Origin of the sequence: Chryseobacterium amylolyticum, from assembly GCF_051011775.1 — a bacterium.
GTDB lineage: Bacteria > Bacteroidota > Bacteroidia > Flavobacteriales > Weeksellaceae > Chryseobacterium.
In genome coordinates this window covers 127,854-153,987 of record NZ_JBPCHX010000005.1, presented here as the reverse complement: position 1 = coordinate 153,987, position 26,134 = coordinate 127,854, and the positions used below count along the sequence as shown (strand labels likewise).

Sequence of the window (26,134 nt, the reverse complement as noted above, 5' to 3'; positions counted from 1 at the left end):
TTCTGACTGACAATTGATTATAGATAATTCATCTGTACAGTCTGGATTGTCTGCTCCAGCTTTCTGTCTGCAGTAGGATCTCCGATAGCATTGAATTTCCATTCTCCGTTTCTCTTATAGAAAACTCCCATTACCATAGCGACATGTCCTCTGAAAGAAGCATCGTTTGCAATGTCATATTTTGCAAACACCTCTCTTACATTGGTAGGTGTTCCTTCATAAATGCGGATAGAAGCAAAAGGAATCGTTCCAAAATCCTGGCCTCTGTAACTGTTCAGCACCATTGCCACATGCTCTACATTTGGTTCCAGATTGCTGAAGTCTACCGTAATCACTTCATTATCCAATCCGTCATCGCCGTCTACATCACCGGTAAGGTCATCTCCACTATGTCTCACAGAGCCGTTTTTAGATTTAAGATTTCCAAAATAGACTACTTCCGTAACGTTTTTGTTTGAATCATATAAAATACAGCTTCCGTCCAAGTCTACTGCTTCTTTTTTAGTTCCGAAAAATCCTTTCTTTTCAATTGCTCCCCAGTTGATTCCTACGCAAGCCTGGGAAAGTTCAGCTCCATTTTCTTTTTTAAGGTTAATTCTCTGACCTTTTTGTAAGTTGATAGCCATCTTTTTATGTTTAGTTGTTATTTATTTTTTAGCAAAAGGGCAAATTTGCGATTTTACTGTTTGCAATTTTGCCTCTTAATTATTATTCAGATTCAAATTAAGCATTGCCCGCAGGATATTCGTTTCTTCATCGAAATCAAATATCTTGCTCATGATATCTATATTTTCCAGGTTTCTGATATAATCTTTCAAAACCGTTTCCACTTCTGCCGGCAGGGCACGCTTTCTTTCGTTCATACTGTGTTCCAGCTGTTCATTCTTGCTTCTCAGCTGATCAATAATGGAACTCTGGTTAGACTGATTTTCAGAAATATCCAGCTTATCCAGTTCTTTGTCGAAAAGATACAATTTCTTTTCATCCACACTGAAAATAAAATAATCATCAGACTGAAAGATCTTGAAAAGCTCATAATCACGGGTTCCGATAAGGTAGCCACATACAAAACGGACTTTAAAACCCTGTATATTAAGCCTTCCCAGCAATTTTCTTTCAATAGAATAATCCTTGTACTGATAAGAAGGGAAAGAATCGCATTTCAGTAGTGTTTCATCTGCATCCGTCCTGTAAAATTCCCTGGCATATTTTTGATGAAAGTACAGTACATTATCCCAATTGGCCGTAAAGCGGTCTTCCGTAAGATCCTGATACACGTTTCTCAGATGTTGGGAAAATACACCGCTGTACATTTTCCTGTCGGTCTGAAAGTTATCTATCCGTCTTTCTTCAAAACCTGAAATATATTTATTGTTGATGTTAATTTCATTGATGACCGCCAGCATGTCATTTTCCTTCTGTTTTTTAATTTTAGTCAGAAGTTCTATAAGACTGTCGGTATACTGCAGGTGGAAAAGTTCCAGTTTATTATAATCTAAAGCCGTATTTTCCTGGAACAGATTGTGGATAATATCAGTTTTGATATAAATTGATATGATGTCAATATGTTCAAAAAAATTAGCGAGAAGCTTAAGCCTGGTTAACCTTCTTTTGCTTTGTGACAATATGGTTGCAGCATCATCTCCCACCTTTGTATCCAATAAATTAACCTCTTACATTAGCTTTAAGTTCATGCTCCAATGTCTGAAGATCCTGATCCAGTTTTCTTCTGTTATCTGCACCCTGTTTCTGGATTTGTTTCACTTCATTCAATGTATTGATCAGCATTGATGTTGTTTCTCTCAATGTTTCCACAGATACGATAGTCTGCTCGTTTGCTCTGGCAACATTCACAGAATTCTGGCCAAGGCGTTCTGCATTCTTTCTTAAGATTTCTTCTGTAGTGGAAGAAACTTTCTGCTGGATTTCAATATTCTGCTGCTGTCTGTACATTGCCACAGCCAGTGAAAGCTGGTTTTTCCAGACCGGAAGTGTCGTGGTAAGAATCGTCTGTGCTTTTTCAGCAATAGAAACGTTATTATTCTGTACCAGCCTGATCTGCGGAAGTGACTGCATCATAATCACACGCACCACCTTAAGATCCGCCATTCTTCTGTCTAATCTTGCAATGAAATCTCTTTTATCAGCAATCTGATAATCCTGATAGTTCTGCGGGTTGGCTTCCATCTGGGCAAGCTCACCTGCTGCTCTTTCCATTCTGATATTCCCTGCAATGACGAGCTCTTCAATCTGCTTGATAGAATTCACGTTACTTTCAAAAATAGTCTGAAGTACAGCATTGTCTTTTGTAGAAGTGATGATTCCTGCATTTACTTTATAAGAGATCTGCTCGATATTGTTGATGATCTTATCGTATTTTGCAAATAAGTTCTCTACCTGGGTCATTACCTTTTTCATGAATGGCAATTTGCTCAGGAAGCTTTTCACTTTATTTCCGTTAAGCTCATCTACATCTACATAATTAAGCTCCACTAAAAGGTCATTGATAAGTCCTCCTACTTCTCCTGAGTTTGATCTTCTTACATTTCCCAGGAAGCTGTCACTCTGGTTGGATAATGTTTTCTGAAGCTCAGCCCCAAAATTTACAATAGAGCCGGGATTGGCCTCATCAATAGAGTTGGCAAGAACTTCATACTTCTGGCGCTCTTCTGACTGCAGCTGCGTCAGGTTTACATTTCCCTCTCTGTCCACAAGAACTCCCGGCGCTGCATTCTGAACAGGCTGAGCAGGAGTTGGCGGAACCATTGGAGTAGGTTCAAAGGTTTTAAGAGGTTCTATTGATCCTAGCGGATCTATGGGTTGATTTTCCTGATTGTCCATGTTTACTTCTGATAAATTGATACAAATTTCTCAAGGCCGTCTCTCTGTCCTGCACCTACAGCCTCAAATTTCCATTCTCCGTTTCTGTTGTAGATTCTTCCGAATTCTACAGCGGTTTCGATTGAGAAATCTTCGTCTAATTCATATTTTAAGATCTCTTCATTCGTATCTGTATTGAAAATTCTGATGAAAGAATTTCTTACCTGTCCAAAGTTTTGCTTTCTTGAATCTGCTTCATGAATTGTTACAACTACTGTAATCTCTTTCACCGCATTATCAATTTTTGTAAGATCAATTTTGATCTGTTCATCATCACCTGCTCCTTCTCCTGTAAGATTATCTCCCGTGTGGATTACAGATTTGTCCGGAGATTCAAGGTTATTATAAAAAATGAAGTGATCATCTGAAATTAATTTCTTGTCCTCTCCAAGCAAAAATAATGATGCATCAAGGTCGAAAGATGTTCCTGTAGAAGTATTATTGATATCCCATCCTAAACCTACAGTAAATTTAGGTGCGTTGATATTTTCTCTTTGTCCTTTTTGTAAGTTAATAGCCATAATATAATTCCGTTTGTATTAAAGTATTGATGTTGTTTTCGTATTCTTTTATTAAATGATAATTGTTACTGATGGCCAGCTCCAGAAGAAGATCCATCTGTTCCTTTTTTACTTTAGACGTAAGATAATCAAAATTACCTGAATCCAGGCCTAAAATATATTTTACAATTCTTGTATTAAACTGAAAACTTTCTTTATTCATCACTTCTGCGATGTGTTTTACATTTTTTACTGCATAGTAATTGAAAAAGTTTTCAATCTTAGGATCAAGGTCAAAATTCATCAGCTCTGCATAATACAGAAACATGAAGTCTGCCTCAACTTTATATTCATCAAGAATTCTGTTTACGGTATATTCATGGCTTCCGGTAATTTTTATATCGTCTATAAAAATACAAAGTTTTCCTCTCAAAAAATCCTTATCGATATAATATGTATCATTGGCAATCAGATTTTTGCGGTCTTCAAAATTAAGGTTGCCATAATCTGTGATATACGTATGATTACGGTTGATTTTCGATAAAATACTTGACTTCTTTCCCTGTTGAAACAGATAAAAGTCCAGATGCTTTTTAAAGTAAAAGCATAAAAAATTAGAAGCCGTAGGAATTGCCATATAAGGGCTTGGAAGCACTACAATCTCTTTATCAGTCTTTAAAAGCGTCTCATTTTCGGAAATAAATCCGTCGAATAATTCTCTTGCAAATTTTTCAGCATACGACTTATCGCCATATTTGAAATAACTGTATTCCGCAGGTGAGAATGTAAACTCATCCGCCGAATGAATGTGGTGTAAGCTGTATCTTTTGTTCATGTTTATAGTTAGTGTTTAAGTAAATGTGCACTGAAGCCAAAGTCCTTCGCTCCCTGATAATCTGCTACCGGATTGTCACCGATATGCAGGATCCGGTTCATGGGCAAATCCTGATCTTTAATATTCTTTTTCACTTCCTGGAAAATAAGCGGATTAGGCTTGGAGCAATTGATTTCATCAGAATAGATATGGAAATCTATGTACTGATCCAGGTTTTCATGAATCAGAAATTTTCTCATTGTTTTTCCTTTAATAAATCCTGTATTGCTTAGAATATTAATAGTCTTTCCCTGATTTTTGATATCTTCGAAAAAATCGTGAATGTTCTCAAAAATCACAACGGGCTTATATTCCAAAAATAGCTCTTCACTTTTGTTGTAAAACTCGTTGAGACTTTCTTTATCCAGCTTTTTTACATCTACATCCAAAGCGCTAAGAATCATCAGGTAGATCTCAAAAGTATCAATATTTCCTCCTGTTACTTCATTGATGGAATTACAAAGATCATCGTAATACTTTACGGTTTTCGCAACTTCTTCTATTGACTTGTTTACATTGAAGAATGAGGAGAACAGCTCAACTCTTTTTGCTTTAAATTCAGGGTGAGATTTGATTAAAGTGAGCCACAGGTCAAAGGAAAAATGACAGTGGTTGTGAATATCGATATCTGTTTTCAATCGTTTTAAGTTAAAAGTTTTTATTAGCTTCTTGAAAAAGATTTAAAATTTTCTAATCATCAAAAAGTGTTTACAATACTATTCTTCCCAAAGATAAAATTTTTATCATAAAAGCATTATGTCTGTTGTCTGTTTTAAGATATTTTTATGAAAATCCATGGTTTTAATAAAATTTGCAGAAAATGATTTACGGGGTGATAAAGAAAATATTTTCAAAAATTCTTTGGAAATCAAAAAAAAATTATAATTTCGCAACCGATTAAATGACAACAATGTCAACAAAAATGATAAATATTATAACTTTAAGCAATCCTGTCAGAGCTGTGTTCTTTGGCAGCACTGAATATTTATCTGAATAGCTTTAGATCTTTTATACCCAAAAATATATTGAAGACCTGTCTATTCGGATAGGTCTTTTTTGCTGCCCTGATTTCAGACTTCAACAATTCCAGTAACATCTGTTATTTGTTAAGATCTCTGAAAATTTTCTTTTGATTCAAAATACAAAAAAATATTTCGCCGGCTCCAGGAGACCGGAGTGTATTTTGTGTCCTTTTTTTCAGAATCTTTTCTAATCACAGATCTAAAAAACAACAATTTAAAACAAACAGAATGAAATATAACACACGAAATATAGGGATTATAGCACACGTAGATGCAGGCAAAACAACTTTATCAGAAAGACTTTTGTATTATACGGGACTTATTCATAAAATAGGTAATGTAGACGAGGGAAATACCACCATGGATAAAGATATTCAGGAAAGAAACAGAGGAATTACCATTTCATCGGCTGCCGTTTCTACCCAATGGAAAAAAAACAATGCTGTTTATAACATCAATATTATTGACACTCCTGGACACATTGATTTTGCACTGGAAGTAGAGCGTTCACTAAGAGTTCTGGACAGTGTAGTAGCAGTTTTCTGTGCATCGTCAGGAGTTCAGCCACAGACAGAAAACGTTTGGTTCCAGGCTGACAAACACGGAACCTCCAAGATTTGTTTCATCAATAAAATGGACCGAATTGGGGCAGATTTCTTTGCGGTTCTCAATGAGATAAAAACCAAACTAAATGCTGTTCCATTGACGATTCAGATTCCGATAGGAGCTGAAAATAATTTTGAAGGAGTGATTGATCTGGTCAAAATGAAAGCGTTATACTGGGCAGATGAAAACGGAGAAACCATTATAGAAAAAGAAGTTCCCGGTCATTATATTGCCGAAGCAGATGAATACAGGATAAAGTTAATGGAAACTCTGGCGGAAAATGACGAGATATTCTTTGAGATTTTTATGGATACTGAGCAAACAATCACCATTGAAATGCTATCAGAAGCTATACAAAGAGTCTGCAGATCCGGATCAGCTGTTCCTGTTTTATGTGGTTCTGCCTTTAAGAACAAAGGGATACAGCCTCTTCTAGATGCAGTTGTCTCCTATCTTCCTGCTCCGGATCAGCTTGCTGACCTGCAGGGAAGAGATCCTTATACGGAAGAAACGGTAACACTGGAAAGAAATAAGGAAGCTGCTTTTTCAGGACTTGTTTTCAAAGTGGTAATTGACAAACATATGGGAAGGCTGGCTATGCTTCGTATGTATTCCGGAAGAATCAGATCCGGAGATACCATATTGAATGTAAGAACAGGCGAAAGATACAGGATTTCCAGAATTTTACAAATGCAGTCGGACAAAACATTATCGCTGGAAGAGGCTAAAGCAGGGGATATTGTTGCTTTAACAGGAATAAAGGATGCCAAAACCGGAGATTCTTTATCTTCTCCGGAGAAGCCAATACTTCTGGAAGCCATTACAATTCCAGCTCCCGTTATCAGAGTGGCTATTGAGCCGAAAACAAACGGAGATGAAAAATCGTTCGGGCTGGTTCTGGCAAAAATTCAGGAAGAAGACCCTTCGTTGGTGGTTGAGAGAGACCCGCAGACCGGAGAAACTTTACTGAGCGGACTGGGAGAACTTCATCTTGAGGTTACTTTGGAGAAAATCCGTCTGAACCACGGTATTGAAATCAATCAGGGAAAACCTAAAGTCTCTTACCGTGAGATTCTGACAACAACCAAAATTCATAGGGAAAAACTTTCCAAACAGAATGGAGGAAGCGGCCAGTTCGCTGATATCACCTTTGAAATCGGGCCTGGAAATAATAATGAACATGGATTGGAATTCATCAATATGATCAAAGGAGGAGTTATTCCTACCGAATTCATTCCTTCCGTTGAAAAAGGTTTCAGAGAAGCTATGGATTATGGCCCTTTGAATGGATATCCTTTGGAAAACATGAAGATTACCCTTCTTGACGGTTCTTTCCACGCTCAGGATTCTGCAGCATTAGATTTTGAAATTGCTGCAAGAGAAGGATTCAAAGCAGCAGCAAAAGGGTGCTATCCTAAACTGATGGAACCGATCATGCAAGTGGAGATCCAAAGTATTGATGAGTACACGGGAGCTGTCACAGCAGACATCAACAGAAGAAGAGGAATTATTACTTCTATTGATGAAAAATCGGGAAGAAAGATTTTTGCGGCAGAAGTTCCGTTAGCTTCAACTTTCGGATACATTTCTGACCTGAGAACACTGACAAGCGGAAGAGCTTCCATCAGCATGCAATTATCGCACTATGCATTAGTGCCTGATTTTATCGCAAATACATTAATAACCTAAACAAGCAAGGACTGTAGATTTTTCTTACAGTCCTTGTCTTGTTTATGAAGGATGGTCAATCGTCAATACGCCCTGCTTGCCAATTCTTTTTGCGCTATAAAGAATTCACGATTCACTTGCAAAGCAAAATTCACTCATTGACTTCTCCCCTATTTCTCCGGCATCACCTTATAAGTCGGGTCTTCCTGAATATTAATTTCTACTACAGCTTCTGCATTTTTCAGTATTTTCCGGCAGTCTTCGCTGAGATGACGCAGATGTACTATTTTATTTTGCTGTTTGTAACGTCTGGATAACTTGTCCAGTGCATCTATAGCGCTCATATCTACAATGCGGCTTTCTTTAAAATCAACAACCACTTGATCAGGATCATTCAAAGGATCAAATTTATCTGTAAATGCCGTTACTGAACCAAAGAACAGCGGTCCGTATATTTCGTAAAATTTCACTCCATTTTCGTCAATATATTTCCTTGCACGGATTCTTTTAGCGTTATCCCACGCAAAAACCAATGCTGAAATGATTACGCCAACCAAAACAGCCAAAGCCAGGTTATGTAAAATCACCGTAATTACTGCTACAGTAACTCCAACAAAAATATCAGACTTCGGCATTTTATTCACAATCCTGATGGACACCCACTGGAATGTACTGATGGCAACCATCATCATCACTCCGACTAAAGCAGCCATAGGAATTTTCTCTATCACGGGGGCTCCAACCAGAATGATGATCAAAATAAGCAGAGATGCTACAATTCCTGACAACCTTGCCCTGGAACCTGCATTAAGATTTACCAACGTCTGTGCCACCATCGCACAGCCTCCCATTCCGCCAAAGAAACCATTGGTAATATTCGCTAATCCCTGTGCTACGGATTCTTTATTGGCACTTCCCTTTGTATTGGTAATTTCATCCACCATTGATAAGGTCAGAAGAGATTCTATAAGACCTACTCCCGCCATAATCAAGGCATAAGGAAAAATAATCTGCAAAGTTTCCAGGGAAAAAGGAATCTCCGGAATGTGAAAACCTGGAAGATTTCCACTGATATGCGCAATATCAGCAACCGTTTTTGTTGGAATATTAAATCCAAGAACAACAGCAAATACAATGATAATGGCTACGAGAGAAGCGGGAACGGCTTTTGTGATTTTGGGAAAGAAATAAACGACAGCAATCGTCAGTGTGGTCAAACCAGCCATGATATACAAAGGCATTCCCTGCAACCAGTTTACAGCTCCGCTGCTATCTGTTATTTTGAACTGCTCTACCTGCGCCATAAAAATAATGATAGCCAATCCGTTCAGGAACCCGTACATAACAGGTTGTGGGATAAGCCTCACAAATTTTCCCAGCTTAAAGATACCTACCATCATTTGAAATATCCCGGCTAATGCAACTGTAGCAAAGAGATATTCTACTCCATGCGACTTTATCAAAGCAATCAACACCACGATGGTTGCTCCGGCCCCACCGGAAACCATACCAGGACGTCCTCCTAAAACTGCAGTCACAAGTCCCATCATAAAAGCCGCATACAAACCTGTAAGAGGAGACAGGCCGGCAAGAATAGCAAATGAAAGAGATTCAGGAATCATCGTCATTGCTACAGTAAAACCTGCCAGCAGTTCATTTTTATAATTGATTTTTTTCGAAAAATCGAATAAGCTTAGTGTATTCTTCATTGATTTGCAAAGGTATGCACTGTGCGGATGGTATACAATTTTTTCTTTTTATGATTTTACTGTAAGGGAGTTATTATTTTAAATAATTCACACATTAGCCCTTATAATATGTTAATTTTACTTAAAATAAACAGATAAAGTGTAATTTTTATATTTTTAACTGTTTTTACATTTTATTTTTGTCTACATTTGAAAGCAAATAAGCAATTATTTGGTACTAATTAAGATTCAATGTGTATAAAGCTGTTTGTCAGATTATCTGCAGCTCTTACTCATAGAATTGTGTAAAAACCTTAATAGGTTATATATTATTCACACAAATGGCAGGAAAAAGAAGTTTGAAAAAGAAGAAGAAAAAAACCATTGAAAAGAATATATCAATATATTAAGGTAATTCCTACCCACCTGTTTTATTGATAAGTTAAAATTCATTTTCCAGATGAATAATTTCATCGGATACGTTTAACTATTATTCAATCATAATTATCATTTCTTATCAATTTCAAATTTTAACAGCTTACTTCCTACCATATCAGAATAATATCTCACCTATTCTCGTTTTTTTATATATAAGTTGAAACAAAAGAATAATTTTCAGTAAAAATGTTATATAAAGAAATCCATATTGGGAAATTTATTAAGGAAAGGGTTGATGAAATTGAAATAACAATTGAAAGAATCTGCAAATTTTTAAACAAAGATGAAGAAACGGTTGAAATGATGTATGAAAGCAGATCAATGGATACGGATCTTCTTTTAAGATGGAGTAAATTACTGGAATATGATTTTTTCAGGCTCTACAGCTCCCATTTGATTTTATATGCTCCGCCTTCTGCCGTTAACAAAAACAATCAAAAGTCCGAAAAAACACCTTATTTCAGGAAAAATATTTATACTCAGGAAATCAAAGACTTCATTATGAAAAGGATTCTTTCCGGTGAGATGACCCAAAGCGAAGTCATCAAAGAATATTCTATTCCTAAAAGTACACTGCACAGATGGCTTCAGAAGAGTGATAATGCAAACGGATAAACAGATAAGACATGCGCCCCAATTACAAAAGAATTTATCAGGATATGCTAAAGATGGAACATCCTGAAAAACTGAAAGATCCAAAAATCAAAGAACTTCTTGAAAAGCTTAACACGAGTGAGGATGTCCTTAAATTCAATGAGAAACTGTTCAAGCAGTCCAGGGAAAATCAAAAACTCAAAACCTACGACAGGCAGACTATGCTAAAATTACTTCAGTACCAGAAAAAACATGGTCATTCCACAAGCTATATGTCGAGAAAATATAAAATAAGCAGAACTACGCTTTCAAAATGGAAAGTCATGTTTGAAGAAGAGCTTGAAGATACAATGAAAAATGCCGGTAAATAATTCACCAGCATTTTTTTAAAGGTAATAGTAAGGAAAAAACGGGCTGTACGTATGCCGGAGTCGAACCGGATAGCCTTGCCGGAATTACCGGCTTCGCTATTCCTCCCAAAATTGTGGTACGATGAATTTTTTCCTGACGACACTTCAAATGGTCATATAAAGAAGCTGGAAGTGGAAGAAGAAAGATGGCAAGTCTGAGATTTCCTCCGACTTAATAGAAAATTATGATACAAAGATCTTTCAACGTTCCACTTCCGGCTTCTTTATGATGAAAGCAAGGCAATAAACGAAAAATGCAGTCGTGCTCTAACCAGCTGAGCTACTCTTCCTATATAGACTGTGTTTTTTTTGTGGAAGAGACGGGACTCGAACCCGCGACCCCGTCGTAATGAGCGAAGTAACATTTTTCTACGGCACTTGTTTGTTTTTTAAAATAAAAAAAAGAGGCTAGATTCAAAAAGACTTTGACAAGAACACTTTCGTGATCTGTTATGGAGTCGAACCAATATTATACCGAAGTAAGTCTTTTCTACGGCACTCTTTTTATGCAAATCAAGGTAATATTTTTCAGAATCTTCCGTGCATTTGCTCTACCCGCTGAGCTACCTCTCCTTTTCGAGGGAAAAGGCAGGATTCGAACCTGCGACCCAATGTTTACTCAATCTCGAAGTATGATTCTAAGACGACACTTGATTTAATTGTTCATCGTTATCAGTTTTTATTTCTTCTACAAATTTATATTGCTGGTGCACATTCTACTTGTGCAGTTTTTTTTTATTAAAAACCAAGTAACAAGGTATAAGAGTTTTGATTCGGGTCAAATTAAATGTTTGATGATGGAACTCTTATGAACGGCATTGGTCTGTTACCGGGCAATCTGGTGAAAGACTCTTTCAGTTTGGAATCGAAGCAGATCTTTCTAACGGCACCAGTATTATTATCACTGCAAAATTATATTGCATGTACGCAATCTTTTTACGTAGTTTATTTTTATTAAGGAAATAATGATAAAATCATTTCAACAAGTTTTAAAATACCTAATAGGGGAAGCGATATAATAAATCCTATGATTAAACAGATTCCGATTTTACTAAAAAAATTTGTCTTATTTTCTGGATAGGTTCCTTTCTCTCTTGTTTTAGCTTTAAAAACAGGAATTTGTTTGGTCACTTTAAGGCTATCTTGTTCAAGCTCTATGATTACTTTCTTTGCATGCTCATCAAGTAAATTTTTATCTCCTCTAAAAACAATGTCTTTTAAAATGGCATTTCCTGAATTGCTTAAAGACTTTCTGTAAATCCCTACTGCATCTCTCATTTCATTATTATCTGGTTTAGACAGAATCCAGAATTTACCAGCTTCGTCAAGAAATCCTGCTTTAAAATAAATCTGTCCTAATTTTTTTCTCAAGGAAAGATCATTGGGAAACTGATTGATCATATTTCTTAACCTGTCACATGCTTTTTTCTTTCTGCCAGCTTTAAGATCCTGTTCAACTCTATGCATTAAATTTTCCATTGTTTTATTTTTGTTTAATTTGTTCATTTTGCCTTGAAGCAAAAGAACCAAAGTTCAGGACCTGGAAACTCCGGCTAAAATAACCTGCACTCTCTAAAAATTCTAAAACTCGCGCGAATGTTACATTAGTTCTTCGTTTCACTTTCCGTGTCGCGCTTCAAACAATAGAATTTTCTTAACGTTCGTATAGCTTATTTTCTTAACGCCTCCGTTTCCTATGTCATATTTCTGTCCCGTTTTTATTTCAAAAGCAGTGCCTGTTACAGCACTACTTTCTGAATCATTTTCACAGCTGACTTTTTATCTTCCAAAGCGTTTAATACATCGAAAATTTTATCTGACCAGCCTGCAATAAGGTGCACATCATTTTTCCTGATATCAAGCGGCTGTCTGCCATAACCTGCCAGGTCAAAAATATACAGTTTCGCATGAGGAGCAATAGTTTTATATTTGCTCCACAGGTCTTCAAAAGAGTTTCTGTTTCCAGTGCTATCCCACATCTGAGTATCGGTGAATAACATTACTTTGTTTACTTTTTCACCTCTTTTAATCAGATCTTCAATCACCCGGTAGCCATTGGTAGCATATCCTACTTCACCTTCCCGTTTGTAGAAAGCATCCACATTCCTTAAAATACCATTTTTAGGCATTGGAACCCTCAACCAACGGTCTCCGAAGATACCTGTCACAACGTTTTTACACTGCGACTGAAGGATCATCGACATTAATAAGCCAATATCATACAGCAGTATTTTGCTTTTATGAGAAATAGGTTTCTGCATAGAGCCTGAGACATCTGCAGCAGCCACCACTGAAGTATCAAAACCAAAACCCTTAATATTTTTAGCACTCACCACAACCGCTTCTTCCAGTGCTTCCAATACGGATGACAGATAAGGAGAATCTATAGTTTTCAATTCTCTGTAAGCCGCCAGAAATCTGAATGGAAGCTGTTTTGAATTGGAGACGGCTCTTTCATCGGAAAGGTATTTACAGACTTTATTCATTGCATCAGCAGACACTCCTGCATCCAGGATATTTCTCAGGTTTCTCATGGTTGCCATATAACCTAATTTATTGCTGAAAATCAGTTCTTCCCATTTGTTTTTGAAAGCAAGCTTTCTTTCTGCATCATCAGCAAACTTTGTCTGTCCCAGAACAGAAAGTTCCACTTCCCAGGTATAAGGAGTTTCTAATGTATTATTTGCAATTTTATTGAAAACCATTTGCTGGTTTTCGTCTTTTGCTTTCGGGTGAACAAGGAATAATGTATCTTTCAGGGTTACTTCTGCTTTTCTGTTGTATTTTGCAAACTGGTATTCATCAAACTTGTTGAATGATTTCACCAGACCTTTCTGAATCTGCTTGGATAGTTTGTTCAGTTTTTTAGTTTCCGTCCTTTTATTGGCGAGCTGGTAATAAGCCAGCAATTCTGTAATTTCATCAGCTCTCTGAATGACTCCATCTACTGTTTTGCTCACCAGATCTGTTCCGGAAGTCTGCTTTGCCAGCTCAGTAGTCAATACCAAAGGAATGGAACGCAGGTACATATCTTTCCTTGCATATACCGCCAGTTTTGCCACAAATTCAGGATCATTTTTTTTGATCAGAGACCGGATTCTTTCCAATCTGTCATTTCCCTTTTCATAGTTGGCATCTGACAGTCCTGTTGTAACAACAGCACTATACAATTCTTCTGCAGGTGTCATCGCATAGGATTTTGCACCCTCATAGTTCAGTACTACTTTATTTTCTTTTCTTAAAAAATTAAATTTCATGGTTACTGTTTTAACTGTTAAACATGGAGAAGTCCTCCCTGATTTCTGATGCAAAGTAAACACAGTATTGCGCAATGTTTTTGCGTAGAAAATTTTTCTTTGTTTTTTATTTTAAGTGTAGGCCATTCAAAATAAATCTCTCCGTTTGTACAGATTTTAAGTTTTGGCTAAAGCCGGATGAAGGATACTGTTTATAAGGCGGACTAAACCTCTATTGAGTAATCTTAAACAGATTATTTTTCGCAGATTTCAAAGTTTTATATGCATGTTAAAATAATACAGCTGCATCATCATTCAGCATTATAAAATCCTTCTATCATTAAATTTCATTTAAGAGATCGCCTGTACCGCTTTTTTCATGAACCGTTGCCTAGCTTTGTCTTATTAAAATTAAAGCTATGATTAAAGGACTATATGAAACTCATGTTCAGGTGAGTGATTTGGAAAATGCGATACAGTTTTATACCAAAGTATTAGGGCTAAAACTGGCTCACAGAGATGAAAACAGGCCCATTGCTTTTCTATGGGTTGGAGAGGGAAAAGAATTTATGTTGGGATTGTGGGAACAGAAGGAAAATCTTCAGACCAGACATTTTGCTTTTTCCAGCAGTAAGGAGGATATTTTAAATTACTCAGTGAAGTTTTTAGAAAATAGAAACTTAAAACCATACAATTTCCTGAAAAATGGCAGTGCTGAGCCTATGGTATTTGCATGGATGCCTGCGCTGGCTGTTTATTTTAATGACCCGGACGGAAACCAGCTTGAATTTATTTCTATCCTTGATGGTGAAGGTAAACCTGAATTAGGAGTACTTAGCTATGAAGAATGGATAAAACAGGCAAAAAATTAATGCCAAATTTTTCCTGTCATACAAAACAAAGACACAAAAACCCAGTTAAAACTTTTCTTTAATCAAACAAGGTTTTTGCGTCTTTGCATTGGTCAACAATAAGATATATCAAAAAGCTTCTATTTTTTTAAGAGGAGATTACATATTTTTTTCAGACTGGAATTTTCTTTCCAATTATTAAGTTTCTCTATTACCTTGTGATGAGCTTCCGAATGATTCAGCGCAAGAACTTCATGATAGATTTCCAGAATTTTTTTCAGATTGGTGACAGGGGTATCCATTTGAATCAATATATTGAAAATCAGTTCTTCCAAAGCAATATTATGATTTTTACTGACATTCAGCATATGATGCTGTATAAGATCCGTTAATCTTTTGACGGGTGCCCACTCCAATTTTTCGTGCAGCCCGATCACCCTTCCTAAACGGGCATTATCCATTATTTGGCCGGACACATGTTCAAGCCACATATTGGCCGCCGTTTCCCGGATGGTTTTATCACTGTCAAGGAAAATAGTTCCCAGAAACAGATATCCGATTTCATCCAGCGGTTTTTTGGTCTGATAAAGTGCATTTGCAGTATTCAGAACCAGACTTCTTTCATAAACTTCAGCAATTCCTGAATAGAAAAGGCAGTGTTTCATTACTTTTACCAGAGCATTTGCCGGGGTATTCGGAAAACACAGCATCAGGGCAGGTATTTCATTGAGCTCTTTCTGTTCTGCCACAAAGTACTCCATAAACAAGGGATCTTTCCTTTTTTCAAGGTGGTATTTCGGAATGGTAATGTTCAGCTCTGCAGGATAATAAGAATTTTTTCTGCTGTCAATAGTTCTCCACTTGTATTCTCCTGAAAGAAATTCTACAGGAATGTTGTATCCAAAACTGCTGAATTCTTCAAACACAGTTTCCGGTGAACGTGTGATTCCCGCTGTCATCCACCATGAAGGATGTTTAAATTCACCTTTGGGTTCAGCATTTTTACCAAAGAAGAAAAGTAATAAGTCTTTATATTCCCCTTTCAGTCTTTTTTCTGCCTGCAAGACAGCTTCTGAAGTGTTATCTAAAGCACAGCGCTGCAATGCCAGCTGAATATCAAGATGATGTGGCTCAGCACCAGCTTTCTGATAAGCCTCCAGTCTCTCCACCAGTGTAACAGGAGAAATCCAGCATGGCGCATGGGTAATAGGAAACAGCAGAGGAATCTTGTCTCCGGATTTAATTTTTTGAAAAGCATATATCGCAATCTCCTTAAATGCATTTCTGGCAGGACAATCTGCTCCTACATTTTCTATTGGTCCCAGTTTCTTCTGATAATTTAAATAAGACTCTCTTTCCGCCTCTTCTTCTTCCGTCTTCCGGTAGATTTTTTCCAGATTTTTAAGCTGAACAGGATATTGCTCAAGCAGAGCCAAGCCATAATTGATGATGGCATTGCACAACAGAACATTCAGAAAGGGAACCTCCCACTTAGAAATTGTCTTACAGGCTTTCAGGAATACAGGTTCTATTAATTTCACTGATCCGGCATCCACATCACCGGCAAAACGGATAAATCCCGCCAGGGCAATATCACAATGATGGCTGTACGGGTCATCCATAGCCAAAGGAAGATAAAGCATCAGGTCTTCAAAATTCTGAAGTACTTTAACTGCATTTTCGTCTGCTGTCAAAGATAGTTTTTCCGAAGCTATTGTCTCCAGCTGCGGCTGTTTTTCTTCAATATATTTTGACAAAAGAGGACGTATATTCGTCAGGATATTATCGGAGTAATGTGAAAGTGCCTCAATCATATTTTCGGAAACAGGAATATATTTCAGGATAATCTTGGCCGCCTTTGACTGTATGCCGTCGTCTTTGCTCACAAATGCCGTACTTAAAGCCATTCCCAGCAGTTCCGGATTTACTTTCCTTCTCTGGAATATTTTTTCAGTAAGCACTAAGCTTGAAACGATTACTGTTTTTACTTCTGAACTCAGGAGATCCGGAAGGTAATGTGAAAATTCCTCATTTTTGAAATCAGGAATTCCCACAATCTTTTTAAGATGTGATAACATGGTATTCACGGCTTTCGACTGAGGAGATGCCAGGCCTGCAAGCAATTCTTCCTGCAGATCAGACAATTCCTCTTCCGTTGGCTTTAAGGAAGTAAATGCATCCATAAACCAGCCTGTGACATTTTTATTAAATTTTCTGTTCGAAGCCAAAAGGCATTCTCTCAGAAATCTTTTTCTTTCAATTTTTTTCTCAGCAATAAGTTTCTGAACAATAGGAAACCATTCTTTACGAAAAGGTAAGGATTTGGAAGGATATTCACACAGGTACCAGAAATGGGTATTCAGGGTTTCGGGATAATGATCCAGGTCGGCCGGATAATTACTCAGGTGATGTCCCAGCAATTGGGGTTTCGGTTGTACATAGCCTTTTTCTGTCCATCCTAAAATATCTTTGTAATTAAATGCTGTAAAGTCAGCTTCCACAGATTCGTTGATAAAGTCTGAAAACCATTCCGGACAGCCCCACTCCAAAATCTGTTCGGTCTGTTCTGCATTACGGAAAAGACTCCAGTAATTTTTACCGAAGTTTTTCTTATCCATACAGACAAACGAAGCAATATCAATAATAGAATGCTGATTGACAGACCCTGCGGTGTGGTAAGAGTTTTTGGTCATTACGATCTTGCTGATCTCCCGGTCCATTTTCTTTATAGACGGTACCAGTGTTTTTCTTTCCTCAATGCTAAGCTGCTTTAGAAAAGGGATAATCTCATGTATTTTTTCCTCATTAAGGATCTCATAAAGTCTTTCTTTCATGTGCTTTCAATTTGATATATAATTGTTTTCAGGTTATTTTGTTTTCTGTTAAAGTTTCAAAGCTATACTACAAAGTGCCCTTCTTTATTAAGTTGGCTCATTTATGCATCAAAAAACATATACTTTTTACTGGGTACGATATCATATCTGAAATATTTTGTTGCAAAAACGGAGCCTGAAAAATAAGGCAACCGATATAGAACCTGATGAATCACAGTAATAAACATCTTGATAAGAATTGATAAACTGTTCAAAAAACAAAAATTTTCAGACAGGAATCCGTCGACAAAATAAACAGATGCCGCTTCAAATCCATATCCATTTCCATTTTTATTTCCAACCCGGGAAGCGGGCAGTGAAATCACATTTTGATTCCGTTCTTTATTGACATATTTTTTGAAAAGAACAATCGTTTCTTTTTTAACTTTTGGAAGGCTTTTTAAAAACGGTACAATCTCTTCTTTACAGTTTAAATATATTGTCCTAAAATCTCCATCAATAAACATAAATTCATTCTTATCAGCTAAATTAAAAAATATTGGCTGACAGACAGTAAATTATCCCTTAAATGTGAGTTTTTTAACAAAATATTAAGTTAATAAAACAACTGCTGCCATCAACGCTGGCAGTGCAAAATAATTCTCTGTTTAAAGATATATTTATTTAAAAGGGGTTAAAAGCCCTGTATTTTGATATTTAGACAACATCTGGTGTCTTAATTTCAGGAAATCTACTGTCACATTATAAAATCATTTAACCGGACGGATACGTTAATTTTCTTTAAAATGGTAGAACATGAATTGTAATTCATTAAATTTTATATATTTGCAAAATAAAATACTTGACAAATCAAATACTTTTCAATGATAAGCAATGAATTATTATTTTTAATTAACCTTAATAAACTGCAATCCGTAATTGCCAGAAGGTTTGATTCTCTGGGGGCTCATGGATTGGGTCTCAATGACTTTGTTATACTTTATATTCTCAGTTCTTATTCCCAGAGTAAGATGCGGAGGATAGATCTTGCTGAAAAAACAGGACTTACAGCATCAGGAGTAACCCGTTTATTGAATCCACTTGAAAAAACAGGTCTGGTTGAAAGAGAAACCAATGAAAGAGATGCCCGTGTCAGCTATGTTGTGATTACGGCGAATGGCAAAAAGATATTTGAAGAGGCAAAACAAAGCGCCGAGCATATTACGAAAGAAATCCTTTCTACCAAGAAGAGTAAATCTTTAAAAACAGTAAATGAATTTTTATTTGATCTTGGAGGAAATATACAATAATCATCAATGAAAAATGCAGCAAAAAAACAGCTAAGGGAAAAAGCAAAAGACCACAAAACAACGATGGGGGTTCTTGCGGTTACCAATACTACAAATGGAAAACAATATATCCAGGGGTCTTTACATCTTGAAGCTTTGGTGAATAAAATGAAATTCCTTTTAAATGGTGGAATATTCACCCACCCTCAGCTACAAAAGGAATGGAGAGAATCCGGAAGTGAAGCTTTTATCTTTGAATTTGTCACGATTGTTCCTGATCAGAACAATGAATATATCAACTATCGTCAGGAGATACAAAAGGCCGAACAAGCTTATATTTCCGGAGTCAGCACACCATTATACTAGAAATATGTCAGAAAAATATCTATCGCCTACTTTTGAAGCCGGGAAACATTTGTTTATGAAGAATATACAGGGGCCAGTCATTAATCTGAATCTGATTAAACTAAGGAAAGAAGCAGATTATTCAGCATATCCTGATCTGAAGCCTGATGAAAAGATCAGTGGATGGGATACTTATTTTACTTATATCAGAGAAACCAAGCCATTTTTAAAAGAAAGCGGCGGGGAAATTTTATTTATAGGGAAAGGGGACATGTTTCTGATAGGTCCTGAAACTGAGTACTGGGACCTTTGCCTGCTGATCAGGCAAAAAAGTGTGAATGATTTTTTCAGCTTTGAACAGAATGAAGACTATATGAAAATTATGGGGCACAGAATTGCTGCTATTGAAGATTCGAGACTTTTACCGCTGGAAGAAATACTGTTGAATGGAAAAAGAGATTAAATGGAAATAGTCAGAATTGGTGAAGTAGACCTTTGTTATGAAGTCTTTGGTGAGAAAAACACAGAGAATATAATCCTGATTTCCGGATTAGGAAGCCAGATGATCCGTTGGGATATTGCGTTCTGTAACCTTCTGGTTGAAAAAGGATTCAGAGTAATCCGTTTTGATAACAGGGATTCGGGGAGTTCCGTCTTTAATGCAAAACGAGAAATTCCTGCAGATAAAAGCATTGAAGAGGTTTTTGCTGCTTTCAGTAAAGAAGGTATTCCTTATTCATTAATGGATATGGCCAATGATGTGATCGGGCTGCTTGATCATTTAAAGATTAAAAAATCCCATATTGCAGGCCGTTCCATGGGTGGAATTATTTCACAGATTTTAGCCTCATATTACCCTGAAAGAGTTTTGTCATTAACGATTATCATGTCAACATCTTTGAATCCCTCTCTTCCTAAGCCAGACTCTGAAATTATGGCTATGATGACACAGGCATCTTCTGATCCGGATCTTCATAAAGAAGAATATTTCAGTGAGAAACTCCGTTTTGCAGAAAAAATATCCGGCTCCGGATATCTGTTTGATCCGAACCAGGAAAAAGCATTGCTTGAAGAGGAGCTTACCCGTTCAAGAACAAAAAACGGCATCATCCGGCAACTTCTGGCGATGGGTTCTTTTCAATATAATCCTGCCCTATTGAAAAAGATAACTGCTCCAGCCATGATTATTCACGGAACAGATGATCTGATTTTTCACCCTGATTGCGGAAAAGATATTGCGGATTCTATTTCAGATTCTGAATGGATTCTGATAAATGGTATGGGACATTCTATTCCGGTGGAACTTTATGATTCTATCAGTAATACAATATCTGGTTTAACAAAATAAAAGACTGCCTCATTATTTGAGACAGTCTTCATTATATATTTTGGATTATTTAATAATTCTTCAGGCACCAATGCAGGATTTTTGCAATATTCTTTGCATCATCTACTCCTCTGTGGTGTGTACCTTCCAATGTAAGGCCCAATTCTCCCAAAGCTCTTTGCATTCCTACACTTTTCCTGATGGTAGGATGAATTTCACCGAATAATGTCTTCACATTGATGTGGTCATCACTCATCGGATAATCGGTGTAGAATCTCCTTGCCTGATCCTGAAGCATGTTCAGGTCATAATTCCCGTAACTGGCCCATGTCAGCTCTTCTGAATCATATTCTGCTCTCAGGATATCAAAAGCATCATCCAGCATAATTCCTTCATGATCCAGCATATTCTGGGTAATGGTGGTAAGCCCGGTACAGAACGGGCTTACTTTTGAATGCTGGGGTTTTATTAAAATCCCCTCACTTTTGGAGATCTTTCCGGTTTTTGCATTCATGATGCATACACCGATCTCGATGATCTCACTTTCCTGGCCTCTTGGCGGGCGGTTTTCCCAACACGTTGCTTCAAGGTCTACTATTAATATATTTTCTGTTGTTTTCACTTGTTTATAATTTAATTGTTAAAAGGTGGAAGATGAAAGTCTTACACCTGTAATCTGCTTCCGGCCTCCGGCTTCAGTTTACAGCCAATCACCTCGGAGCAAATGGAGGTGTCCATTTTTTCTTCTTCATTATTTCTTTGACTTCCTCGTAGGAAACCGGATAAAAATTGTGGCAGTCTACTCCAACGTCAAAACTGAGTGCCGTCTCATCGTCCTGCAATGTTCCGTGCGAGTGACCGTATAATTGCCATACCCCGCGGTGGGAGCCATTCCAGGTGCGCATAGCGTAGTGGAAAAGAATAATTTTCTGTTTTCCATTACTGTTATCAGGTTCATCAATTCTCAGTTCATGATAATCTCTGATAGAATCAAATCGCTTAGGATATGTGAGAGCCGCTCCTTCATGATTGCCTTTGATCAGATGAATATTGCCATGTAAGCGATCTAAAATCTCTTTAGTAAAATCCGGTTTTCCTAAACTCATATCTCCTAAATGGTAGACCGTATCACCGGGCTCAACTTTCTCGTTCCATCTTTTTATGAGTTCTTCATTCATATGGTCCAGTGATTCAAAGGGTCTCTCTGAAAATTTTATAATATTCCCGTGGCCAAAATGATGGTCTGCTGTAAAAAATATATTGGGTTTCATTTTTTTAATTGTTTGAATTACCATAAAATTATATTGCTTTTACGGTTAAGGTTATACATAAAAAAGTTTCGGTATTTTTTACCGAAACTATACTTTAAGAGTCATCAGCTCTTCTTTTATAAAATCAATGACTAAAGAATTCAACTTCTTGTTGATCCTTTTCTGCTCTTCTTTTTCAATAGCTGCAAAAGCTACCGGGAAATCTTTCTGGAAATCCTCTAAAATATCCTGAGCAAAAAGGCCAATTACCTTACCTATGATTTTAGGTTCAAATTCTCCGATTTTGCTGACCACATTATTTAATCTGTTGACAGTCAAATATTTTTGGATTTCTTCCCAGATCTCCTGAGCTTTTTCGCTGAAGTGAACCTGTTTATGAACGGTTTTCGCTTTCTTTTTAACCATTTTGGACTTTTCTACCCATTTTTCATTCTTATTTTTCAGAATGATTCTTGCTCCGTTTCCAAAGTAGTTGGTTTTCAAAGTTTTTACAATGGTTCCTTCACACATATTGTCTTCCAATTCAGGTAATCCCAGCCAAACCGGAATTTGTGAATTGAAAACATTAGGGAATTTCAGAGCTTCTTCAAGAGTTCCCTTAAACAAAGTTTTAGCATAGAAAAATCCTGTCTCTTCAAAAATCTGATTGACCACCTCTGTATCCAAATAGGTAATTCCATTCAGTTTAATATCGAAAGCGTAAAATTCATTGTAAGGTGCATATTCAATACCTTTCTGTACCTTAACGGCATCTTTTACCGGTTCTACTTCTTCATGTTTGTAGCCACCACCGAACAATTCACCGTAGATCACTACAGTTTCTACCTCCGGGTAGATGGTTTTTACTTTTTGGAATACTGCTATTACATTTTTTCTGTAGCGTTCCAAAATCTGATGGGCATTGAAAAATTTTTCATCTTTTTCAATGAAAGCAGTTCTTTTCGCGATTTTAATTTCCTTTCCGTCGGTAAAGAAAGAGAAATTAGCGCCGTGAACTTTTTCCTGTACGATGAAAACCTCATCCCCAAAGCCCTGCATTCTGATCTGTTCGATCACACGGGCCTGGTAAGCATTTTCTATAGAATTATATGTTTTGAAAATCATTTTGTTTTAGTTTTTAATCGTTTCTGATTCGTTTTTCTTCATCTGGGTAACATGTCTTTGGGCATGGAGTGACAGAAAATAAATATATTCATATACATTGATTTTCCCCAGTTCATTCACTGTCATGGTAGTTTTATACAAAAGCCCTTCCCCATTTTTCATCACTTCCAGATAATGCATACACTGCAGATATTGCTGGTTGATTAAATTTCTTATTTCACCCAAGCATAATTCTCCTTTCGGTTCCATATGTTCCGGTCTTATCCATTCAAAAGCGCCATATTCTCCTACTTTATCGAATTTTTCTTTATTGAAACTGTAGTTTTTTATTTCAGATTCAAGGTCAAGATGTGAAGAATTCTTCATTGCTTTTTTTGAACCTTTTTCTATAAGGATCAGCAGATAAAAGTTCGTAAGATAAATGTGCTCTAAAATCTGTTGAATCTTCCAGCCTCCGTTTAAAGGCTGATGATCCAAAGTTTCTCCATCTTTTTCAAACCATCCGTCTACCTCATTAAATGTTAGTTTCAGATGTCTTTTTATATCTTCGATAAGTCTAAAAATGTCCATTACAATTCTTTAAATTTTTGCAGCAGGTTTAAAATATTTTCTTTTCCTACCGGATTCATGGAGTGACAATAAAATTCTGGCAGATCAAGGTAATTATCCATACAATATTCGATCAGCCATTTGGCACAGTCATATCCTGTTTTTTCTGTAAATTCCTGAGAATCCTGTTTCAGATAATGTTCATCAGCCAGGTCATGGTCAAAAGAGATCATCTCCGGAAGTCCTTTTTCCAAAATCCTGTTGACAAACTGCTCGTAATTCCGAACGATATGCCAGTCGTTTCTGAGGAAAACATCCTGTCTGGTATAATGATAGGCCTCAATGGGATATCTTATATCATCCAGAAATAATAATCTTTTTGTTTTTTCCATTGTTTAATTTTTATAAACTCTTTACACTTCCAGCTTCCGACATCCCTCTTCAATCTTTATTACACCATCATATCAGCACAATTGGAACTTGCGAAAGCGTAAGGTTTTGCTTTAAACACATATCCCATGCCCAGAATATATCCCATGGCATCTTTCAGTGCTACATTGGATTTAAAATCCGGATCGGTATTAATGTCTGCGTGTACCTCCATTTCCACACCATAAGCATCCAGCACAGAGCAGATGGCGTATGCAATTTCAACGGATTTGTTGACCTCATTCAGCATTCGCTCCTTGATACTGATACTCTGTATTTCCCTTTCTTTTCTGATAAAGGTAAACGCTCCTTTTCCCTCACGAATAAACACTACTGCCGTAGCATAACTGATGGCCTCTCCGTATACATGAGAGTCTGATCCCACACATACTTTCAGACGGTGTCCGTTAGCCTGTTCGCGAATGATGGCTTCTTCTACCAGCTGTGTGATAGAGTGCTGGAAAATTTTTCCACTCATATTCTGCCATGTTTGTTGTTGCGTTTCCATTTTTTCTACATTTTTAATTCATAAATGATTGTTGATAATTGATAAATGATCACTAGCAGTTCTGTTTTGAACTCTAGTTTCTACTTTCTATTTTTTGCACTCCGAACCAGACCCGAACCAATACCATCAGTTTTGGACTGAGATGCTGCCATTACACTATCAGAGTAAAATTGTTGATTCATTAGGACTCGAACCTAAACTCCAAGAATCAAAATCTTGTGTGCTGCCCATTACACTATGAATCAGATTAATTCATGAGCAATAAGTAATGGGTAATGAGTAATTTTTTATCATTATTTATTGCTTATATTTTTGGTACGGAAAGAGGGATTCGAACCCCCAAAAGCCTGATCCTAAGTCAAGAGTGTCTGCCATTCCACCATTCCCGCAGCGTTTTTATGAGTAATGAGTAATCGGTAATAAGTAATTTCTTATGCTGTTTAATTACTCATTATTCATTGGTAATTACTCATATTATATTTAGGTTTGAGAAAGCTCTGTCTGTTTTATAAACAATGCCTGTTAGTGTTTGTAAAGATCTTCTGCGCCTGACAAACCTTTCTCATTTCCTAATGTACTTTTTTAAAAAAAGTAAAAGGCTGTCTGTTTTTATTGACTAAAGATCTTCTGCTCTTGACAGTCCTTTTCTCTTTTCTTCATTTTTTGTGTGAATGGTAACTGGCCAATTTTTTTAAAAAATCTGAACTTTCATGGTATTTATTATATTCATTCAATATTGACCAGCTATTCACATCCAGTACTCTATAAGGGAATCGAACCCTTGTTTTCTGCTCGAAAGGCAGGCGTCCTCACCGTTAGACGAATAGAGCATTTAACCCACTAACCAGGAATCGAACCCGGACAACAAGAGTACAGTTCCTGCATGCTGCCATTACATTATCAGTGGTTGGTGGAAGTAGCAGGATTCGAACCTACTCAGCAATGAAGCAACAGATTTACAGTCTGCCCCGACTCTCCAACTTCGGCGTACTTCCGGATTTTTAAGAGCAATTAATCATGAATAACAAGTAATTCCTCATTTTTTCCCTTTTAAAAAGAAAAGGCCTGTCTTTATATTGAATGTTTGACTAAAGATCTTCTGCGCTCGACAGCCTTTTTCTTTTATTAATAAAGGATATTCTGTTATAGATGATAAAAGATCATTGATGAAAGATTCTTTTATCTCCTATAATTTTATATTGAGATGGTTATGGGATTCAAACCCACTCAGTGTACACAACGGTTTTGCAGACCGCCCCGACTCTTCCACTTCGGCGAACCATCAGATTAAAAAATAAAGTCTGTCTAAAATTGTTTGATATAAGAACTTCTGCGCTCAACAAACTTTATTTTTACCTAAAATTTATAAATGATATTTTTTAATTTTTAACTCATCCGGAGAGAAGAAAAGCCTGTCTGTATTTTCGTATTTGGCGTAAAGATCTTCTGCTCTCGACAAACTTTTACTTTTTCTCCTGAAACAATTAACAATTAGTTACCTGCGATTTTGGAAAGACTCGAACTTTCAACTGCCGGTTTAACAGACCGGTGCTCTGCCATTGAGCTACAAAATCATTGTAATTCCGGAAGGACTCGAACCTTCAACCTTCGGTGTATCAGACCGATACTCTAACCATTTGAGCTACGAAATCATTGGTATTCCATAAGGGGATCGAACCCTTGTCGTTCGGTAGAAAGCCGAATGCACTTACCACTATGCTAATGGAACAAT

At 36.8% G+C, this 26,134-nt stretch carries 24 protein-coding genes and 8 tRNA genes; 8 read left to right on the top strand and 24 right to left on the bottom strand.

Annotated elements, in window-relative coordinates:
• Positions 1-17 precede the first annotated feature (17 nt).
• The 6 genes from ACR1PO_RS14995 to ACR1PO_RS14970 all read right to left on the bottom strand — a co-directional run bounded on the left by ACR1PO_RS14995 (position 18) and on the right by ACR1PO_RS14970 (position 4,892).
• Positions 18-626: a TerD family protein gene (locus ACR1PO_RS14995; protein ID WP_433987258.1), complete on the bottom strand. Its 609-nt coding sequence runs from the start codon at positions 624-626 to the stop codon at positions 18-20.
• A gap of 75 nt (positions 627-701) precedes the next feature.
• Complete coding sequence (locus ACR1PO_RS14990) at positions 702-1,661, bottom strand: hypothetical protein (protein WP_433987257.1); 960 nt, start codon at positions 1,659-1,661, stop codon at positions 702-704.
• Positions 1,662-1,665: 4 nt separating this feature from the next.
• Positions 1,666-2,841 (bottom strand): toxic anion resistance protein, encoded by a 1,176-nt coding sequence (locus ACR1PO_RS14985; RefSeq protein ID WP_332386259.1) that lies wholly within the window; start codon positions 2,839-2,841, stop codon positions 1,666-1,668.
• Between the two features lie 2 nt (positions 2,842-2,843).
• Positions 2,844-3,401 (bottom strand): TerD family protein, encoded by a 558-nt coding sequence (locus ACR1PO_RS14980; protein WP_332386260.1) that lies wholly within the window; start codon positions 3,399-3,401, stop codon positions 2,844-2,846.
• Complete coding sequence (locus ACR1PO_RS14975; RefSeq protein WP_433987256.1) at positions 3,391-4,215, bottom strand: phosphoribosyltransferase family protein; 825 nt, start codon at positions 4,213-4,215, stop codon at positions 3,391-3,393. The genes ACR1PO_RS14980 and ACR1PO_RS14975 overlap by 11 nt, the downstream gene beginning before the upstream one ends.
• An 8-nt stretch (positions 4,216-4,223) precedes the next feature.
• The gene (locus ACR1PO_RS14970) at positions 4,224-4,892 is read right to left on the bottom strand and encodes an HAD family hydrolase (protein ID WP_433987255.1); all 669 of its coding nucleotides are present in this window, start codon (positions 4,890-4,892) and stop codon (positions 4,224-4,226) included.
• 612 nt (positions 4,893-5,504) lie between these two features.
• On the opposite strand from ACR1PO_RS14970, the gene fusA reads away from it, so the two are divergent.
• The gene (gene fusA / locus ACR1PO_RS14965; RefSeq protein WP_433987254.1) at positions 5,505-7,571 is read left to right on the top strand and encodes an elongation factor G; all 2,067 of its coding nucleotides are present in this window, start codon (positions 5,505-5,507) and stop codon (positions 7,569-7,571) included.
• A gap of 149 nt (positions 7,572-7,720) precedes the next feature.
• Here fusA and ACR1PO_RS14960 read toward each other — a convergent pair whose 3' ends face one another.
• Positions 7,721-9,259 (bottom strand): SulP family inorganic anion transporter, encoded by a 1,539-nt coding sequence (locus ACR1PO_RS14960; protein WP_433987253.1) that lies wholly within the window; start codon positions 9,257-9,259, stop codon positions 7,721-7,723.
• 603 nt (positions 9,260-9,862) lie between these two features.
• On the opposite strand from ACR1PO_RS14960, the gene ACR1PO_RS14955 reads away from it, so the two are divergent.
• Together ACR1PO_RS14955 and ACR1PO_RS14950 are read left to right on the top strand one after the other, a co-directional pair.
• Positions 9,863-10,291, top strand: coding sequence for a transposase (locus ACR1PO_RS14955; protein ID WP_433987252.1), 429 nt, complete (start codon positions 9,863-9,865; stop codon positions 10,289-10,291).
• 11 nt (positions 10,292-10,302) lie between these two features.
• Positions 10,303-10,641: a helix-turn-helix domain-containing protein gene (locus ACR1PO_RS14950; protein ID WP_332386265.1), complete on the top strand. Its 339-nt coding sequence runs from the start codon at positions 10,303-10,305 to the stop codon at positions 10,639-10,641.
• Between the two features lie 993 nt (positions 10,642-11,634).
• On the opposite strand, the gene ACR1PO_RS14945 is transcribed toward ACR1PO_RS14950, so the two are convergent.
• Both ACR1PO_RS14945 and ACR1PO_RS14940 read right to left on the bottom strand, forming a co-directional pair.
• Complete coding sequence (locus tag ACR1PO_RS14945) at positions 11,635-12,159, bottom strand: DUF6584 family protein (protein ID WP_433987251.1); 525 nt, start codon at positions 12,157-12,159, stop codon at positions 11,635-11,637.
• Positions 12,160-12,419: 260 nt separating this feature from the next.
• On the bottom strand, positions 12,420-13,937 hold the full coding sequence (locus ACR1PO_RS14940) for a TROVE domain-containing protein (RefSeq protein WP_433987250.1): 1,518 nt from the start codon (positions 13,935-13,937) through the stop codon (positions 12,420-12,422).
• 398 nt (positions 13,938-14,335) lie between these two features.
• Between ACR1PO_RS14940 and ACR1PO_RS14935 the strand changes: the two genes are divergently transcribed.
• Positions 14,336-14,788 carry a VOC family protein gene (locus ACR1PO_RS14935; protein ID WP_332386268.1) on the top strand — a complete coding sequence of 151 codons (453 nt, stop codon included), beginning with the start codon at positions 14,336-14,338 and terminating at the stop codon, positions 14,786-14,788.
• Between the two features lie 119 nt (positions 14,789-14,907).
• Here ACR1PO_RS14935 and ACR1PO_RS14930 read toward each other — a convergent pair whose 3' ends face one another.
• Positions 14,908-17,601 (bottom strand): DUF6493 family protein, encoded by a 2,694-nt coding sequence (locus ACR1PO_RS14930; protein WP_433987249.1) that lies wholly within the window; start codon positions 17,599-17,601, stop codon positions 14,908-14,910.
• 863 nt (positions 17,602-18,464) lie between these two features.
• On the opposite strand from ACR1PO_RS14930, the gene ACR1PO_RS14925 reads away from it, so the two are divergent.
• The 4 genes from ACR1PO_RS14925 to ACR1PO_RS14910 are packed head-to-tail and all read left to right on the top strand — an operon-like array spanning position 18,465 to position 20,562.
• Entirely contained in the window at positions 18,465-18,890 is a 426-nt protein-coding gene (locus ACR1PO_RS14925) for a MarR family winged helix-turn-helix transcriptional regulator (protein ID WP_332386270.1), read from the top strand.
• Positions 18,891-18,896: 6 nt separating this feature from the next.
• Positions 18,897-19,235 carry a GIY-YIG nuclease family protein gene (locus tag ACR1PO_RS14920; protein WP_332386271.1) on the top strand — a complete coding sequence of 113 codons (339 nt, stop codon included), beginning with the start codon at positions 18,897-18,899 and terminating at the stop codon, positions 19,233-19,235.
• Positions 19,236-19,290: 55 nt separating this feature from the next.
• Positions 19,291-19,677, top strand: a complete 387-nt coding sequence (locus ACR1PO_RS14915; RefSeq protein ID WP_433987248.1) for a DUF1330 domain-containing protein — start codon at positions 19,291-19,293, stop codon at positions 19,675-19,677.
• A complete protein-coding gene (locus ACR1PO_RS14910) occupies positions 19,678-20,562 on the top strand; it encodes an alpha/beta fold hydrolase (protein ID WP_332386273.1) in 885 nt (294 codons plus the stop codon).
• A 49-nt stretch (positions 20,563-20,611) separates the two neighbouring features.
• Here ACR1PO_RS14910 and ACR1PO_RS14905 read toward each other — a convergent pair whose 3' ends face one another.
• From ACR1PO_RS14905 to ACR1PO_RS14840, 14 genes are all read right to left on the bottom strand, one after another.
• Positions 20,612-21,163, bottom strand: a complete 552-nt coding sequence (locus ACR1PO_RS14905; RefSeq protein WP_332386274.1) for a 3'-5' exonuclease — start codon at positions 21,161-21,163, stop codon at positions 20,612-20,614.
• An 88-nt stretch (positions 21,164-21,251) separates the two neighbouring features.
• On the bottom strand, positions 21,252-21,812 hold the full coding sequence (locus ACR1PO_RS14900) for a metallophosphoesterase family protein (protein WP_332386275.1): 561 nt from the start codon (positions 21,810-21,812) through the stop codon (positions 21,252-21,254).
• Positions 21,813-21,899: 87 nt separating this feature from the next.
• Positions 21,900-22,916: an RNA ligase, Rnl2 family gene (locus ACR1PO_RS14895; protein ID WP_332386276.1), complete on the bottom strand. Its 1,017-nt coding sequence runs from the start codon at positions 22,914-22,916 to the stop codon at positions 21,900-21,902.
• 6 nt (positions 22,917-22,922) lie between these two features.
• The gene (locus ACR1PO_RS14890) at positions 22,923-23,486 is read right to left on the bottom strand and encodes a DinB family protein (RefSeq protein ID WP_433987247.1); all 564 of its coding nucleotides are present in this window, start codon (positions 23,484-23,486) and stop codon (positions 22,923-22,925) included.
• Positions 23,486-23,857, bottom strand: coding sequence for a cyclic-phosphate processing receiver domain-containing protein (locus ACR1PO_RS14885; RefSeq protein ID WP_332386278.1), 372 nt, complete (start codon positions 23,855-23,857; stop codon positions 23,486-23,488). Before ACR1PO_RS14885 ends, ACR1PO_RS14890 begins: the two co-directional genes overlap by 1 nt.
• 59 nt (positions 23,858-23,916) lie before the next feature.
• Complete coding sequence (locus ACR1PO_RS14880) at positions 23,917-24,402, bottom strand: ribonuclease H-like YkuK family protein (RefSeq protein ID WP_332386279.1); 486 nt, start codon at positions 24,400-24,402, stop codon at positions 23,917-23,919.
• Positions 24,403-24,575: 173 nt separating this feature from the next.
• Positions 24,576-24,647: transfer RNA gene (locus ACR1PO_RS14875), tRNA-Gln, on the bottom strand.
• Positions 24,648-24,715: 68 nt separating this feature from the next.
• Positions 24,716-24,791 (bottom strand) — tRNA-Leu (locus ACR1PO_RS14870).
• A 369-nt stretch (positions 24,792-25,160) separates the two neighbouring features.
• Positions 25,161-25,232: transfer RNA gene (locus tag ACR1PO_RS14865), tRNA-Glu, on the bottom strand.
• 78 nt (positions 25,233-25,310) lie between these two features.
• Positions 25,311-25,397: transfer RNA gene (locus ACR1PO_RS14860), tRNA-Tyr, on the bottom strand.
• A gap of 207 nt (positions 25,398-25,604) precedes the next feature.
• Positions 25,605-25,686 (bottom strand) — tRNA-Cys (locus tag ACR1PO_RS14855).
• Between the two features lie 218 nt (positions 25,687-25,904).
• Positions 25,905-25,976: transfer RNA gene (locus ACR1PO_RS14850), tRNA-Asn, on the bottom strand.
• A gap of 4 nt (positions 25,977-25,980) precedes the next feature.
• Positions 25,981-26,054: transfer RNA gene (locus ACR1PO_RS14845), tRNA-Ile, on the bottom strand.
• A gap of 2 nt (positions 26,055-26,056) precedes the next feature.
• A tRNA-Glu gene (locus ACR1PO_RS14840) sits at positions 26,057-26,131 on the bottom strand.
• Positions 26,132-26,134 lie beyond the last annotated feature (3 nt).

Bases quoted from the DNA above. Each gene is read 5' to 3' on its own strand.
- ACR1PO_RS14995 (WP_433987258.1), bottom strand. From the start codon at position 626: ATGGCTATCAACTTACAAAAAGGTCAGAGAATTAACCTTAAAAAAGAA.
- ACR1PO_RS14985 (WP_332386259.1), bottom strand. From the start codon at position 2,841: ATGGACAATCAGGAAAATCAACCCATAGATCCGCTAGGATCAATAGAA.
- ACR1PO_RS14980 (WP_332386260.1), bottom strand. From the start codon at position 3,401: ATGGCTATTAACTTACAAAAAGGACAAAGAGAAAATATCAACGCACCT.
- ACR1PO_RS14975 (WP_433987256.1), bottom strand. From the start codon at position 4,215: ATGAACAAAAGATACAGCTTACACCACATTCATTCGGCGGATGAGTTT.
- fusA (WP_433987254.1), top strand. From the start codon at position 5,505: ATGAAATATAACACACGAAATATAGGGATTATAGCACACGTAGATGCA.
- ACR1PO_RS14960 (WP_433987253.1), bottom strand. From the start codon at position 9,259: ATGAAGAATACACTAAGCTTATTCGATTTTTCGAAAAAAATCAATTAT.
- ACR1PO_RS14955 (WP_433987252.1), top strand. From the start codon at position 9,863: ATGTTATATAAAGAAATCCATATTGGGAAATTTATTAAGGAAAGGGTT.
- ACR1PO_RS14950 (WP_332386265.1), top strand. From the start codon at position 10,303: ATGCGCCCCAATTACAAAAGAATTTATCAGGATATGCTAAAGATGGAA.
- ACR1PO_RS14945 (WP_433987251.1), bottom strand. From the start codon at position 12,159: ATGGAAAATTTAATGCATAGAGTTGAACAGGATCTTAAAGCTGGCAGA.
- ACR1PO_RS14940 (WP_433987250.1), bottom strand. From the start codon at position 13,937: ATGAAATTTAATTTTTTAAGAAAAGAAAATAAAGTAGTACTGAACTAT.
- ACR1PO_RS14935 (WP_332386268.1), top strand. From the start codon at position 14,336: ATGATTAAAGGACTATATGAAACTCATGTTCAGGTGAGTGATTTGGAA.
- ACR1PO_RS14930 (WP_433987249.1), bottom strand. From the start codon at position 17,601: ATGAAAGAAAGACTTTATGAGATCCTTAATGAGGAAAAAATACATGAG.
- ACR1PO_RS14925 (WP_332386270.1), top strand. From the start codon at position 18,465: ATGATAAGCAATGAATTATTATTTTTAATTAACCTTAATAAACTGCAA.
- ACR1PO_RS14920 (WP_332386271.1), top strand. From the start codon at position 18,897: ATGAAAAATGCAGCAAAAAAACAGCTAAGGGAAAAAGCAAAAGACCAC.
- ACR1PO_RS14915 (WP_433987248.1), top strand. From the start codon at position 19,291: ATGAAGAATATACAGGGGCCAGTCATTAATCTGAATCTGATTAAACTA.
- ACR1PO_RS14910 (WP_332386273.1), top strand. From the start codon at position 19,678: ATGGAAATAGTCAGAATTGGTGAAGTAGACCTTTGTTATGAAGTCTTT.
- ACR1PO_RS14900 (WP_332386275.1), bottom strand. From the start codon at position 21,812: ATGAAACCCAATATATTTTTTACAGCAGACCATCATTTTGGCCACGGG.
- ACR1PO_RS14895 (WP_332386276.1), bottom strand. From the start codon at position 22,916: ATGATTTTCAAAACATATAATTCTATAGAAAATGCTTACCAGGCCCGT.
- ACR1PO_RS14890 (WP_433987247.1), bottom strand. From the start codon at position 23,486: ATGGACATTTTTAGACTTATCGAAGATATAAAAAGACATCTGAAACTA.
- ACR1PO_RS14885 (WP_332386278.1), bottom strand. From the start codon at position 23,857: ATGGAAAAAACAAAAAGATTATTATTTCTGGATGATATAAGATATCCC.
- ACR1PO_RS14880 (WP_332386279.1), bottom strand. From the start codon at position 24,402: ATGGAAACGCAACAACAAACATGGCAGAATATGAGTGGAAAAATTTTC.